This is a genomic window from Curtobacterium sp. MCBA15_001 (genome assembly GCF_001864835.1).
Taxonomy (GTDB): domain Bacteria; phylum Actinomycetota; class Actinomycetes; order Actinomycetales; family Microbacteriaceae; genus Curtobacterium.
This window is the reverse complement of the sequence record NZ_MJGI01000025.1, coordinates 259,071-272,880: the sequence shown is the minus strand read 5'-3', so window position 1 is coordinate 272,880 and position 13,810 is coordinate 259,071. Positions and strand designations below refer to the sequence as shown.

The window sequence follows — 13,810 nt, the reverse complement described above, 5'->3', positions numbered from 1 at the left end:
GTCAACCCTAGCGGGACTCCTGGTCTCCTGCGACCGTCCGACCGGACGGTGCACGGCCCCCGGCGACGGCTCCGAGCACGCCGTTGACGAACCCGGCGGACTCCTCGGTCGAGAGCGACTGCGCGAGCTCGACCGCCTCGGAGATGGCGACGGCGTCGGGCACGTCCGGGTTGAACCGGAGCTCCCAGACGCCCATCCGCAGGATGCAGCGGTCGAGGACGGGCATGCGCGGGATGGACCATCCCTGGGCGTGCTCGACGATGACCGCGTCGATCTCGGCTCGGGCCTCGTCGACGCCGGTCACGACCTGGCGTGCGTAGTCCCAGCTGGACGCGCGCTCGGGCTGGTCGAGGTGCCGAACGGTCTCGGTCGCCAGGACGTCGGCGATCGGGAGCTCACGCACCTCGGCCACGTAGAGCATGTCGAGGGCGCGCTTGCGGGCCTTGGAGCGTGCGCTCATTCGTTGACGCGGCCGAGGTAGTTGCCGTCGCGCGTGTCGATCTTGACCTTGGTGTCGGTCTCCAGGTACAGCGGGACCTGGATCTGGTACCCGGTGGCCTTGATCGTCGCGGGCTTGGTGCCGCCGGACGAACGGTCGCCCTGCAGGCCGGGCTCGGTCTCGATCTCGGTGACGATCGACGTCGGCAGCTCGATGTAGAGCGGGTTGCCCTCGTTCATCGCGATGGTGACCATCGCGGACTCGAGCAGGAAGTTCTTCGCGTCGCCCACGACGGTCGCCGGGACCGGGACCTGGTCGTAGGTGTCGGTGTCCATGAACACGTAGGAGTCGCCGTCCTCGTAGAGGAACTGGTAGTCGCGACGGTCGACCGTGGCGGTCTCGATCTTCGCGCCGGCGTTGAACGTGCGGTCGACGACCTTGCCGGAGACGACGTTCTTCAGCTTGGTGCGGACGAACGCACCACCCTTGCCGGGCTTGACGTGCTGGAACTCGACGACCGACCAGAGCTGCCCGTCGATGATGAGAACGGCGCCGTTCTTGATGTCAGTGGTACTGGCCATGGGTGTCGATGTCCAATTCGTGTTGAGGAAGGAAGATGCGGGGCCGCTGGGCCCCGGACGAGTGTAGCCGACGGGGTCGGTCACACCGTCGCGGGGCCGGGCGCTCCTGTCGTCCGCGGTCGGTCCCGCCGTCGCGGGGCCGGTCGCTCAGTGGTCGGCGGTCAGTCCCGCCGTCGTGTCCGCCAGGCGTCGATCGCCGCCCAGCCGAGCAGGAACACGGTCGTGCCGCCGAGCAGCCCGCCCGCCGCAGCGGTGCTCAGGACCGCGGTCGGACGGGACGGCATCGTCAGGTACACGATCGACAGGATGCCCGCGCCGGAACCCAACAGCACCAGCAGGATGCGTCGGATCATCCCCGAGACCGTCCGGCGGTCGCGCTGGTCGGCGAGCAGTCGGATGTTCACCGACAGGCGGTTCTGCTCGATCGCCTCGCCGATCCGGTCGACTCGTCGCGGCAGCCGCCGGACCGTGGACACGAGGCCGAACAGCTCGCGCGCCGCGACGTCACGCAGCACACTGGGGCGGAGCTGGTCGCGGATCTGTTCCCGCGCCAGGTTGCGCGACTCGTCGAGCAGGTCGAACGAGGGCAGCAGCGTCCGGAGCGTCCCCTCGAAGATGGCCAGTGCCCGTGCGGCAGCGACGAAGTCCGGCGGCGGCTTCAGTCGGTAGCGGCCGAACACCTCCACCGCGTCGTCGACCGTCTGCACCCCGATGCGCGCACCGGGGCCGAGCTCGTCCGCGACGAAGCGCGCGATGTCCCGCCGGAAGTCGGGCTCGTCCTCGGCACGACGCACCGGCGCCATCCGGAGCACGGCGTCGGCGATCCGCGAGGTGTCGTTCTGGATGTACGCCGCGACGAGCTCCTGGACGACGTCGCGCAGCCCCGGGTCGAGCCGACCGACGGACCCGAAGTCGATGAGCGCCGGGCGTCCGTCGGGCAGGAGCAGGACGTTCCCCGGGTGCAGGTCGCCGTGGTAGATCCCGTCGAACACGACCTGCCGCAGGAACGCCCGCAGGATCGCCCGCATCGGCTCGTCGAGGTCCCGGTCCGCGCGCGACGCACGGACCGCGCTGAGGGTGTCCCCCTCGAGGAACTCCATCACGAGCACCCGTCGTCCGGACAGTTCCGGGTACGACGCCGGGAACCGGACCTCGTCTGGGCGGGCGCTGCGCTCCTGTGCGGCACGCAGGGTCTCGAGGTTCCGCAACTCCGACCGGAAGTCCACCTGCCGGATCAGGTCGTCGGCGTACTGCTGCGCGACGTCCTGCACCCCGACCTGGCGTGCCTCGATCGACGTGCGCGCCATGAACCGCACCACCCGGAGCGCGATGTCGACGTCGCGTCGGACAGCGTCGTCGATGCCCGGACGCTGCACCTTGACGGCCACCGCGGTGCCGTCGTGCAGCCGGGCACGGTGGACCTGGGCGATGGACGCGGCGGCGACCGGGTTCGGGTCGAGCGACTGGAAGAGCTCACCGACCGGCGCGTGCAGCTCGGTCGCCAGCAGCGCGGCGACCTCGGCCGGGTCCGCCGGGGTGACGCTCCCCTGCAGCCCCACCAGGCCCTCGGTCCACTCGTCCGGCAGCAGGTCGTCGCGCGTCGACAGCAGCTGCCCCATCTTGACGAAGCCGCCACCGGCTTCCTCGAGCGCCAGGCGGAGGTGCTCGGCCTGGCTGCGACGCAGGTCGGCGGTGTCCGGGTCGCGGGAGAAGTCGAGGCGGCGGAAGGGCACGAGGCCGTGGCGGCGGGCGATGGAGAGCAGCTCGGCGAAGCGGCGTGCGCGGGTCCGGAGGGTCCCTGCGTCGACGGCCGGCCCGCCGCCGAGGTCACTCAGACGGGGTGGGTTGGGCACGTCATCAGCATGCTCCCCCGGGCTGGGGTTCCGCAGGTGGCTCCTCCACAAGCCGGGAGGCCCGGGTCGTCGCCCACAGATCGCCTGGCGTCCGCCACGCTCCGGTTCTGGCACGCCACGCTCGTCCCATGGACACAGCCCTCATCGCAGCAACCATCGCGGCCGGAGCGGCAGTCACCGCTGCCGTCGTGAGCTGGGTCGCCGCTCACCAGTCACGCCGCTCACCGGTCACGCCGCTCGAGTGACCGCACCCATGCCCGGGACCGGATCACCTGGGCGATCAGGGCCGAACCCGGCTCTCCGGAGTACGACATATCGACGAGTGTGCTCCGCCGACTTCACCGCCTACGGTGGGCTCCGAAGGACGATCGCAAGCTCGCGATGACACTGATCACCCGCCAGGCTGCCGATGCCGACGGCGACGGCGAGCAGAAGGAGACGGACCGTGCTGAAGCGGAAGCCACTCGTCGTACCGACGGACGAGTTCGAACGGGAAGCCTTCGACAACGGCGCCACGCCGGAAGAACGGGCAGAGTTCGACAGGACGAACATCATCACGCTCTCGATGCACGTCAAGTGGTGGTGGCGGCGCCTGGTGCAGGTGCTGCGGTGACCCGCTCGGGCTAGACGCCGACCTCTTGGTAGGCAGTGAAGAGCAGGTGGTCCTCTGGCCCCTCGAGCGTGACCGGCTTGCCGACACCGTCCAACACGATGAACCGCAGCATCCCCGCGCGGGCCTTCTTGTCGCGCCGCATCGTCGCCAGCAGCGACTGCCAGCGGCCGAGCGGGTACGTCGTCGGCAGCGACAGCGACTCCAGGATCGCGCGGTGCCGGTCGACGGTGGCGTCGTCCAGGTGCCCGGTCAACCGCGCGAGCTCGGCGGCGAAGACCATCCCGACGGACACCGCGGCGCCGTGCCGCCACTGGTAGCGCTCGGCGTGCTCGATGGCGTGGCCCAGCGTGTGTCCGTAGTTCAGGACCTCGCGCCGCCCCTGCTCGGTGAAGTCCTCCGACACCACGCGGGCCTTGAGCTCGATCGCCAGCTCGACGACCCGACGGAACTCTGGCGTCGTCCAGTCCGTTGCCCGGTCGACGTCGGCCTCGATCACGTCGAGGATCTCCGGCACCGCGATGAAGCCGGCCTTGACGATCTCGGCGAAGCCGGTCAGGACGTCGTTCCGCGGCAGGGTGGCCACCAGGTCGAGGTCGACGACGACCGCCCGCGGTGCCGCGAAGGCCCCGACGAGGTTCTTGCCCTCGTTCGTGTTGATGCCGGTCTTGCCGCCGACGCTGGCGTCCACCATGCCGAGCACGCTGGTCGGGATCCCGATGAACGGCACACCGCGCAACCAGGTCGCGGCGACGAACCCGGCCAGGTCGGTCACGGCGCCGCCGCCCAGGCCGATCACGGCGTCGGTCCGGGTGAAGTCGGACTGCCCCATCACCTGCCAGCAGAACGCAGCCACCTCGACGCGCTTGGCGGCCTCGGCGTCGGGCACCTCGGCGATGAGTGCCTCGAGCCCGGCCTCGACCAGGAGCTTCCGCAGGTCCTCCGCACGCGCGCCGAGCGTGGGGGCGTGCACGATGAGCACCTTCGCGACCCGCGGACCCAGCAGCGCGGGCACGGACCCGAGCAGCCCGTTGCCGACCGCCACGACGTAGCCGTCCTCACCGCCGACGCGGATCTCGGTGGTGCCCTCGGGCAGGATCGACTCGGTCACGGTGCTCCTTCGGTGGTTCCCCGCACCCAGGCCACGACGTCGTCGACGACGTGCGACATCGGGCGGCGGGAGGTGTCGACGACGACGTGCGCGAGTTCCGCGTAGGTCGCGGCCCGCTCGTCCAGGATGGTCTGCCAGGCGTCGATGCCGCCGGCTGCGAGCAGGGGGCGGTCGGACCCGCTGATGCGTTCGGCGACGGCTTCGGGCGAGACGGTGAGCAGGACGACGCGTGCGCCGACCAGGGCGTCACGCGTGGCCGCGTGGGTGACGGCTCCCCCACCGACGGCGACCACGCCGCCGGTCTCGAGCGCCTGGCGCACGGCGTCGGCCTCGAGCTGCCGGAACGCCGGTTCGCCTCGGTCGGCGAAGATCGCCGGGATCGGGCCGTGCTGACGGACGATCAGGCGGTCGGTGTCGGTGAACGGGACGCCCAGGCGCTTCGCGACGCGCTTGCCCACGGTGGACTTGCCCGCGCCCATCGGGCCGATCACGACGACCGGCGTCGTGTCCGGCAGGTCCGGGCCGGGCCGATCGTGCCCGGCCGAGCCGCCGTCCGTCCCCGCTCCGCTCACCAGGTCGCGGAGGGGGCTGCCGGCTCCGTGCGCCGCGACCGCAGCGTCTCCGGGATCGACGCGAGGTACGCCTCCAGGTTGCGCTTGGTCTCGACGACGTTGTCGCCCCCGAACTTCTCGAGCACGGCATCGGCGAGCGTCAGGGCCACCATCGCCTCGGCGACGACACCCGACGCCGGGACGGCGCAGACGTCGGACCGCTGGTGGTGCGCCGAGGCGTCCTCGCCGGTCGCGACGTCGATCGTGTGGAGTGCGTGCGGGATCGTCGCGATCGGCTTCATCGCGGCGCGGACGCGCAGCACGGTACCGGTGGACATGCCGCCCTCGGTCCCGCCGGCACGGTCGCTCGTCCGGATGATCTCGCCGTCCTCGCGGTACAGCTCGTCGTGCGCCGCGGAACCGCGACGACCGGCTGTCGCGAACCCGTCGCCGACCTCGACGCCCTTGATCGCCTGGATGCCCATGATCGCCGCTGCGAGCCGCGCGTCGAGGCGCCGGTCCCACTGCACGTGCGAGCCGAGCCCCGGCGGGACGCCGTAGAACAGCACCTCGACCACGCCACCGAGGGTGTCGCCGTCCTTCTTGGCGGCCTCGACCTCGGTCACCATGCGCGCGGAGGTGTCCGCGTCGAAGCAGCGCAGCTGGTCCTCGTCGAGGCGGTCGACGTCGTCGGGCTGCGGGAGCGCGGTGCCGTCCGGCACGCGGACCGTCCCGACCTGCAGCGTGTGCGCCACCGAGCGCATGCCGAGTTCGGCGAGGAAGGCCTTGGCGACGGCGCCGAGCGCCACGCGGGCAGCGGTCTCGCGGGCCGACGCACGCTCGAGGATCGGTCGGGCCTCGTCGAAGCCGTACTTCTGCATCCCCACCAGGTCGGCGTGACCGGGACGCGGGCGGGTCAGCGGCGCGCTGCGGCCGCGCGAGAGCTCGGTCTGCTCGACGGGCTCGGGGTTCATGACCTCGACCCACTTGGGCCACTCGGTGTTGCCGATGCGGATCGCGATCGGGCTGCCCAGGGAGTACCCGTGGCGCACACCGCCGGAGACGTGCAGTTCGTCCTGCTCGAACTTCATGCGGGAGCCACGACCGTAGCCGAGCTTGCGCCGCGCGAGGTCGGTACGGATGGACTCGAACGACACCGGGACGCCGGCGGGCAGGCCCTCGAGCATCGCGATCAGTTCGGGTCCGTGGGACTCACCAGCGGTCAACCAACGAAGCATGGTGCCCATCCTCCCACAGGCGCCGTCTGCGTTGCGCGCCCGTGGGAGGCCTGGCCGCTACTGGTACGACGGGTTCGCGCGGAGCCACGCCTGGAACTGCTTGACGGCGTCCTGGTGCTGCGCGTAGGTGTCGGAGAACACGGTCTCCCCGGTCTCCAGGTTCACCGTCACGAAGTACAGCCAGTTGCCGTCCGCCGGGTGGGTGACGGCCTGGATGGCGACGTCGCCCGGGTTCGAGATCGGTCCGGGCGGCAGCCCTTCGTGCACGTAGGTGTTGTAGGGGTTCGAGGCGTCGTTGCGTTCGGCGTCGGTGGTCGTCACGCGGTGCGTGTTGCCCGTGCCGTACGCCACGGTGGCGTCGGACTGCAGCTTCATGCCCTGGTCGAGACGGTTCTGGAAGACCCGGGCGACCTTCGGGTAGTCCGCGGCCAGTCCGGCCTCGCGCTGCACCAGGGACGCGAACACGATGACGCGCTCCTGGTCGGCCTCGGCGACGCCGGCAGTCGCAAGGTGCTGCTTCATCGTGTCGACCATCGACTGGAAGTACTGCTTCGCCGTCCAACCCGGGTTGATCGGGTAGGTCGCGGGGAACAACCAGCCCTCGAGCGAGGTGACGCCGCTCGGCAGCCCGTAGGCACCGACCTCCTTCGCCGCGGACGAGACCTGCTCCTCCGACAGACCCGCCTTCGAGACCATGCCGGCCTCGATGTCCTTGAGCGCCGTGCCCTCGGGGATGATGATCGACGCCGTGACCCGGTTCGCCTTGTCCTGCAGGGCCGCGAGGGCGGCCTTGGAGCTCATGTGCTTCTTCAGCGCGTACGAGCCCGGCTGGAACTGCACGTCGGCCGAGGACAACAGCAGCTTGTAGAACGCGGTCGAGGTCTTGACGACCCCGCTGCGCTGCAGGGTCTTCGCGACGTCCTCGCCGATGTCACCCTGCTTGATCGTGATGGTGACCTTCGAGGTCCCGGAACCGGTGTAGTCGTCGGACTCCTGCGAACCGGAGATGGCCCCGACGATCTGCCGCACCTTCGGCGCGGCGAACGCGTACGCGCCGACACCTGCGGCCAGCACGAGCGCGACGATGACGATCCCCGCGATCAGCCCCGCACGCGATCGGCGTCGTGGCTCGCGCGGCGGCCGGGAGGATCGCCCGCCTCCGCCACGACGACCACCGCGTCCGCCTCCCGCGGCTCCACCGCCACCGCCGACGACCGCCCCGCCGTCGGCAGCGACGCCGTCGGCAGCGACGCCGTCGGACAACAGTGCGTGCACCTCGGGGTGGAGCGCGTCCTCGCCGTGCGCCTGGGGCGCGTCGGCCCGCGCCTGTGGCGCGTCGTCCACCGCTGGCGGCGCGTCGTTCGGTCCCTGCGGCGTCTCGCTCCGTGCCTGCGGCACCTGGGCCGTGGTGTCTGCCGCGTCAGCCTGCGCTGCGGACCGGGCCCGCGCCTCCCGGCGGGACATCGGCTGGGGCGCACCCGCTGCTGCCGGGGCGTCGTCTCGGTCGTCGGATCGGCCGTCGACGGGCTGCTTGCCCGGTCGCTCGGCGTCGTTGCCGGAGGCGATGATCGCGTTCCAGTCCAGGTCGTCTGCCAACGGTCCTCGGTCTCTCGGTGGGGGCGACTCCTCGGTGACTCCGTCGCTTCGGTGACGACGGGAGGGCAGCCTACTCGCGGAGCGTGGCCCCCGGAGGGGCGCCTGACGAACGCTCGTGATCGAGCGCATGTTGCAGAATGATAACAGCGGCCGCTTGGTCGATCACGGCCCGCGAGTTCTTCGTGTTCCGACCAGCCTGGTGCAGCCCACGCTGCGCCGTGACCGTCGACATCCGCTCGTCGACCAGCCGGACCGGTCGATGCGCTGCCAGCCGGTCCGCGAACGCCCGCGCATCCGCGGTGGAGGCGGTGTCCTCCCCCGACATCGACAGGGGCAACCCCACGACGAACTCGAGCACCTCGTACTCGTCAGCGATCGCCACGATCCGCGCGACGTCGGACGCCGCGTGCCGACGGACCGTCTCGACCGGGGTGGCGATCAGACCGTCCCGGTCGCACACGGCGACCCCGATCCGGGCCCGACCGACGTCGATGCCGAGCCGGCGCCCGGACCGCATCACCGCGGTCAGCCCGCGAGCCGAGCGGTGACCGCCCGGAGCGCTGCCGGCAGCGCGGACGCGTCCGTACCGCCGCCCTGCGCCAGGTCCGGCTTGCCACCGCCGCCACCGCCGAGCACGCCGGCGGCCTCCTTCGCGAGGGGACCAGCCTGCACACCGGCCGCGCGGGCCGCGTCGTTCGTCGCGACGATCACCGCGGGCTTGCCACCGACGACGCCGCCCAGGACGACCACGGCAGCGCCGTCACCGAGCTGCGCGCGGACACCGGTCGCCAGGGAGCGCAGGTCGTCAGCGGACTTCACGCCGTCGACGGACTCGGCGACGACCGTGGTCGTGCCGACGGTGGTGGCGAGCCTCGCGATCGCGGGGACGCGCTGTGCCAGCCCTGCCGACTCGAACTCGGCGATCCGCTTCTGGGCGACACGCAGGTCCTCCATCAGGGACTGCACGCGGCCGGGCAGGTCGTTCCGCGGGGCCTTGAGGGCGCTCGAGAGCTGCGACACGATCGTCCGCTCGACCGCCAGCTCGCGGAAGCCCTCGAGTCCGACCAGTGCCTCGACGCGACGGTTCGTCGACCCGACGCTCGCTTCGCCGACCAGGTTCACCAGGCCGACCTGCGCGCTCGAGGCGACGTGCGTGCCACCGCAGAGCTCGCGCGACCACGGGCCGCCGATGTCGACCATGCGGACCTCGGCGCCGTACTTCTCTCCGAACAGCGCCTGGGCGCCGAGCTCCTTCGCGGTGTCGAGCGGCAGGACCCGCGTCGAGACCTGCAGGTCCGAACGGATCGCCGTGTTGACGACCTCTTCGATCTCCGAGCGCGTGCTGATCGAGATCGGCTGGCTCCACGAGAAGTCCAGCCGCATGTAGCCCGCCTTGTTGTACGAGCCGGCCTGCAGCGCTTCGGGGCCGAGGATGTCGCGCAGAGCCGCGTTCACCAGGTGGGTGGCGGAGTGCGCCTGCGTGGCGCCGCGGCGGTACTCGGCGTCGACGACCGTCGTGGCGGCTGCACCGACCGCGACCTCGCCGGAGCGCACCTGCACCGTGTGGCTCCAGAGTCCGGAGACCGGGCGCTGCACGTCGAGCACCTCGAGGTCGAAGCCGTTGCCGACGATCGAGCCCTGGTCGGCGTCCTGACCGCCGGACTCGGCGTAGAGCGAGGTCTCGCTGAGGACGACCTCGGCGATGTCGCCGACCACGGCACGGTCGACGCTCGCACCGTCGACGATGATGCCGAGCACGGTGGACTCGGCCTCGAGGGCGTCGTAGCCCAGGAAGGTCGTCTCGCCCGCCGCGCGGAACGCGCTGTAGACGCTGAGGTCGGCCAGCGCGGTCTTCTTGCTCTTGGCGTCGGCCTTGGCTCGCGCACGCTGCTCGGACATCAGCGTGTCGAAGGCGCCGCGGTCGACGTGGACGCCGGCTTCCTCGGCCATCTCCATCGTCAGGTCGATCGGGAAGCCGAAGGTGTCGTGCAGCAGGAACGCGGTGTCCCCACCGATCGCCGGCTGGTTGTCCTGCTTCGCGCGGTCGACGGCGACGTCGAGGATCGTCGTGCCCTGCGCCAGGGTGCGGAGGAAGGTCTCCTCTTCCGCGTAGGCGATGCGCGCGATGCGGTCGTAGTCGCTCGCGACCTCGGGGTAGGCGTCCGCCATCGCGTCGCGCGAGGCGGGGAAGAGCTCGGGGAAGGTCGCGCCCTCGACGCCGAGCAGTCGCATCGCACGGACGGTGCGTCGGAGCAGGCGACGGAGGATGTAGCCGCGGCCCTCGTTCGACGGCGACACACCGTCGGCGATGAGCATGAGGGCCGAGCGCACGTGGTCCGCGATGACGCGCATACGGACGTCGTCCTCGTGGACCGCGCCGTACCGACGGCCGGAGATCGCCGACGCGCGGTCGAGGACCGGACGCACCTGGTCGATCTCGTACATGTTGTCGACGCCCTGCTTGATGAAGGCGACGCGCTCGAGCCCCATGCCGGTGTCGATGTTCTTCTTCGGCAGCTCGCCAGTGATGTCGAAGTCGACCTTCGACCGCACGTTCTGGATCTGGTACTGCATGAACACGAGGTTCCAGATCTCGACGTAGCGGTCGTCGTCGGTCGCCGGACCGCCGTCGATGCCGTAGGCGGGACCACGGTCGAAGAAGATCTCGGAGCAGGGGCCCGCCGGGCCGGGCTGGCCGGTCGACCAGTAGTTGGTGTCCTTGCCGAGGCGCTGGATGCGCTCGTCCGGCAGCGAGGAGTGCTGCTTCCAGAAGGCGATCGCCTCGTCGTCGTCCTCGTACACGGTGACCCACAGGTCGTCCGGCGAGAACCCGAGGCCGCCGTCGGACTCGGGCGACGTCAGGAACTCCCAGGCGTACTGGATCGCCTGCTCCTTGAAGTAGTCGCCGAACGAGAAGTTGCCGTTCATCTGGAAGAACGTGCCGTGCCGCGGGGTCTTGCCGACTTCTTCGATGTCGTTCGTGCGGATGACCTTCTGCACGCTCGTCGCACGGGGGTACGGCGCGGGGATGAGGCCCGTCAGGTACGGGATGAAGGGCACCATGCCGGCGACCGTGAACAGCAGCGACGGGTCGTCCGAGACGAGCGAGGCGGACGGGACGACGGTGTGGCCTCGGTCGCCGAAGTACTGGAGCCAACGGCGGCGGATCTCTGCGGTCTGCATGGTGCTTCCTGGTGACGAGAGGGCGGACTGGAGGACGTGTCAGACGTCGGTGCGGAGCTCGGCTTCGCGGGAGCGGTACCCGTCGGCCACAGCACCCCGGAACGCCCTGGACCGGGCGTCCACCTCGGCGAGGAACGTCGCACCGCCCGGGGTCCTGCTGACCCGGTGGGCGACGAGGAACCCGATGACGACGCCGACGGCGACGAAGAACAGCTGCTTCACGGTGGCTCCCTCCAACGCACGCCCGGGCGCGCGTCCGACCAGCTTAGCCGTCGGTCCGCAGACGCCGAACGGCGGGCCGCCCGTTGTGGACGACCCGCCGTTCAGGGTGCGCTGTGGATCAGCTGGAGCTGATCAGCGAGCTGCGTAGTACTCGACGACGAGCTGCACTTCACAGGTCACGGGGACCTCGGCACGCTTCGGACGACGGACCAGGCGGGCCTGGAGCTTGTCGATCTCGACCTCGAGGTAGCCCGGCACCTTCGGGAGGACTTCCTGGTGACCACCGGCGGCGGCGACCTGGAAGGGCTCGAGCGACTCGGAGCGCTGCTTGACGTGGATCAGCTGGCCCTCCTTGACGCGGAAGGAGGGGCGGTCGACGAGCTTGCCGTCGACCAGGATGTGGCGGTGCACGATCAGCTGGCGCGCCTGCGAGGTCGTGCGGGCGAAGCCGGCACGGAGCACGAGGGCGTCGAGGCGCTGCTCGAGCAGCTCGACCAGGTTCTCACCGGTCAGGCCGTTCGTCTTGCGGGCCTCTTCGAAGACGATGCGGAGCTGCTTCTCGCGGATGCCGTACTGGGCGCGCAGACGCTGCTTCTCACGGAGGCGGACGGCGTAGTCGCTGTCCGCACGACGGCGGGTGCGGCCGTGCTCACCGGGCCCGTAGGGGCGCTTCTCGAGGTACCGAGCTGCCTTCGGCGTCAGCGGGATGCCGAGCGCACGGGACAGACGGGTCTTGCTGCGGGTACGTGACTTGGTAGACACAGGGTCCTTTTCTCATTGATGACTGAACGGATCGCGGGTCTCGGCACGCGCACGGACCGACGGACCCCGCGACGGGATCCAGAGGGATGAGCCTGTGGGATCGGACGGCTACAGTCCGAACCTCTGTCCCCGTGCTGCCAGTGCATGCTGCACTGCGCAACACTCTGTCCCCGAACGCAGCCGCACGCGGGAACCAGGACGTAGGCCCGTCAACTCTAGCAGGGTCCGGGCCGGATGCCGAGCACCGTGGTCACTCGCCGCGGGTGATCTTCCGGAGGCGCTCCAGCCGCGGGCCGACCTCGCGCTCGTAGCCGTTCGCCGTCGGCGTGTAGTACTCGGTCCCCTGCAGGGCGTCCGGCAGGTACTGCTGCTTCGCCACCCCGTGGTCGGCGTCGTGCGAGTAGACGTAGCCCTTGCCGTGCCCGAGCCGCTTGGCTCCGGCGTAGTGGGCGTCCCGCAGGTGGTTCGGCACGACGCCCATCCGCCCGGCCTTGACGTCCGCCATCGCCTGGTTCACGCCGGTGTAGGCGGCGTTCGACTTCGGCGCGGTGGCCAGGTAGACGACGGCCTCGGCCAACGGGATGCGCCCCTCGGGCATCCCGATGAGCTGGACGGCCTGGGCTGCGGCGACGGCGATGGGCAGGGCCTGCGGGTCGGCCATGCCGATGTCCTCGGACGCGGAGATGATGATGCGCCGCGCGATGAAGCGCGCGTCCTCGCCGGCTTCGATCATCCGCGCCAGGTAGTGGAGCGCAGCGTCGACGTCACTCCCCCGGACCGACTTGACGAACGCGCTGATCACGTCGTAGTGCTCGTCACCCTGGCGGTCGTACCGGAGCAGCGCGCGGTCGACGGCCGCCGCGACGGTCTCCGCGTCGATCACCGGGACGCGGCCGGCGTCCTGCGGGTCGTCGACGGCGTCGTGCTCATCGTCGTCGTCCCGCGCGTCGTGCTGCAGGGCTCCTGCGGACGCGGCCGCGGCCTCGAGCGCGGTGAGGGCCCGACGGGCGTCACCGGAGGCCAGGCGCACGATGGCGGCGCGGGCCTCGTCCCCCAGGACGACCGAGCCGCCCAGCCCGCGCGGGTCCTCGACCGCGCGGTCGACGAGCATGCCGAGGTCGGTGTCGGTGAGCGGCTTGAGCGTGAGCAGCAGCGAACGGGACAGCAGCGGGGAGATGACGGAGAACGAGGGGTTCTCGGTCGTGGCCGCGATGAGGATCACCCAGCCGTTCTCGACACCGGGCAACAGCGCGTCTTGCTGGGCCTTGCTGAAGCGGTGGATCTCGTCGAGGAACAGCACGGTCGTGGCGCCGTACAGGTCGCGGTGTGTGAGGGCCTTCTCCATCACCTCGCGCACGTCCTTCACCCCGGCGGTGACCGCGGACAGCTCGACGAACTCGCGCCCGGACTGGCGGGCGATCGCCTGCGCCAGGGTCGTCTTGCCGGTGCCGGGAGGACCCCACAGGATGACGGACACCCCGCCGGGGTTCTCCCGCGTCCCGGTGGCGAGCTGCACGAGGGGCGATCCGCGACCGAGCAGGTGCTGCTGGCCCGCGACCTCGTCGAGGCTGGTCGGGCGCATCCGGACGGCGAGGGGTACGGAACCCTGAGCGAGCCCCGCACGCCCGCCGGTCGTGGGCGCGTTCATCCCCGAGCGGTCCGAT

The 13,810-nt window shown here is 70.9% G+C and carries 13 protein-coding genes; 1 reads left to right on the top strand and 12 read right to left on the bottom strand.

Features of this window, described 5'->3' with window-relative positions; genetic code table 11:
* Positions 1-7: 7 nt before the first annotated feature.
* The 3 genes from nusB to BIU90_RS13225 form a co-directional block, all read right to left on the bottom strand.
* Positions 8-460, bottom strand: a complete 453-nt coding sequence (gene nusB / locus BIU90_RS13235; protein ID WP_071300665.1) for a transcription antitermination factor NusB — start codon at positions 458-460, stop codon at positions 8-10.
* Positions 457-1,020, bottom strand: coding sequence for an elongation factor P (gene efp, locus BIU90_RS13230; RefSeq protein WP_071300664.1), 564 nt, complete (start codon positions 1,018-1,020; stop codon positions 457-459). Before efp ends, nusB begins: the two co-directional genes overlap by 4 nt.
* Positions 1,021-1,181: 161 nt before the next feature.
* Positions 1,182-2,873 (bottom strand): AarF/ABC1/UbiB kinase family protein, encoded by a 1,692-nt coding sequence (locus BIU90_RS13225; protein WP_071300663.1) that lies wholly within the window; start codon positions 2,871-2,873, stop codon positions 1,182-1,184.
* Positions 2,874-3,318: 445 nt separating this feature from the next.
* Here BIU90_RS13225 and BIU90_RS18765 point away from each other — a divergent pair, with 445 nt between their 5' ends.
* Positions 3,319-3,486, top strand: a complete 168-nt coding sequence (locus BIU90_RS18765) for a hypothetical protein (protein ID WP_175470218.1) — start codon at positions 3,319-3,321, stop codon at positions 3,484-3,486.
* A gap of 10 nt (positions 3,487-3,496) precedes the next feature.
* Here the strand turns inward: BIU90_RS18765 and aroB are convergent, their stop codons facing one another.
* From aroB to BIU90_RS13180, 9 genes are all read right to left on the bottom strand, one after another.
* A complete protein-coding gene (aroB, locus tag BIU90_RS13220) occupies positions 3,497-4,579 on the bottom strand; it encodes a 3-dehydroquinate synthase (protein WP_071301029.1) in 1,083 nt (360 codons plus the stop codon).
* A gap of 11 nt (positions 4,580-4,590) precedes the next feature.
* Complete coding sequence (locus BIU90_RS13215) at positions 4,591-5,109, bottom strand: shikimate kinase (protein ID WP_302847397.1); 519 nt, start codon at positions 5,107-5,109, stop codon at positions 4,591-4,593.
* Between the two features lie 53 nt (positions 5,110-5,162).
* Entirely contained in the window at positions 5,163-6,383 is a 1,221-nt protein-coding gene (gene aroC / locus BIU90_RS13210) for a chorismate synthase (RefSeq protein ID WP_071300662.1), read from the bottom strand.
* A 57-nt stretch (positions 6,384-6,440) separates the two neighbouring features.
* On the bottom strand, positions 6,441-7,979 hold the full coding sequence (gene mltG / locus BIU90_RS13205) for an endolytic transglycosylase MltG (protein ID WP_139195273.1): 1,539 nt from the start codon (positions 7,977-7,979) through the stop codon (positions 6,441-6,443).
* 70 nt (positions 7,980-8,049) lie between these two features.
* On the bottom strand, positions 8,050-8,496 hold the full coding sequence (ruvX, locus tag BIU90_RS13200) for a Holliday junction resolvase RuvX (RefSeq protein ID WP_071300661.1): 447 nt from the start codon (positions 8,494-8,496) through the stop codon (positions 8,050-8,052).
* Between the two features lie 8 nt (positions 8,497-8,504).
* A complete protein-coding gene (gene alaS / locus BIU90_RS13195) occupies positions 8,505-11,162 on the bottom strand; it encodes an alanine--tRNA ligase (RefSeq protein ID WP_071300660.1) in 2,658 nt (885 codons plus the stop codon).
* Between the two features lie 39 nt (positions 11,163-11,201).
* Positions 11,202-11,384, bottom strand: coding sequence for a hypothetical protein (locus BIU90_RS13190; protein WP_071301026.1), 183 nt, complete (start codon positions 11,382-11,384; stop codon positions 11,202-11,204).
* A 132-nt stretch (positions 11,385-11,516) separates the two neighbouring features.
* A complete protein-coding gene (gene rpsD / locus BIU90_RS13185) occupies positions 11,517-12,146 on the bottom strand; it encodes a 30S ribosomal protein S4 (protein ID WP_071300659.1) in 630 nt (209 codons plus the stop codon).
* Positions 12,147-12,396: 250 nt separating this feature from the next.
* The gene (locus BIU90_RS13180; RefSeq protein ID WP_083403993.1) at positions 12,397-13,794 is read right to left on the bottom strand and encodes a replication-associated recombination protein A; all 1,398 of its coding nucleotides are present in this window, start codon (positions 13,792-13,794) and stop codon (positions 12,397-12,399) included.
* Between the last annotated feature and the right edge of the window lie 16 nt (positions 13,795-13,810).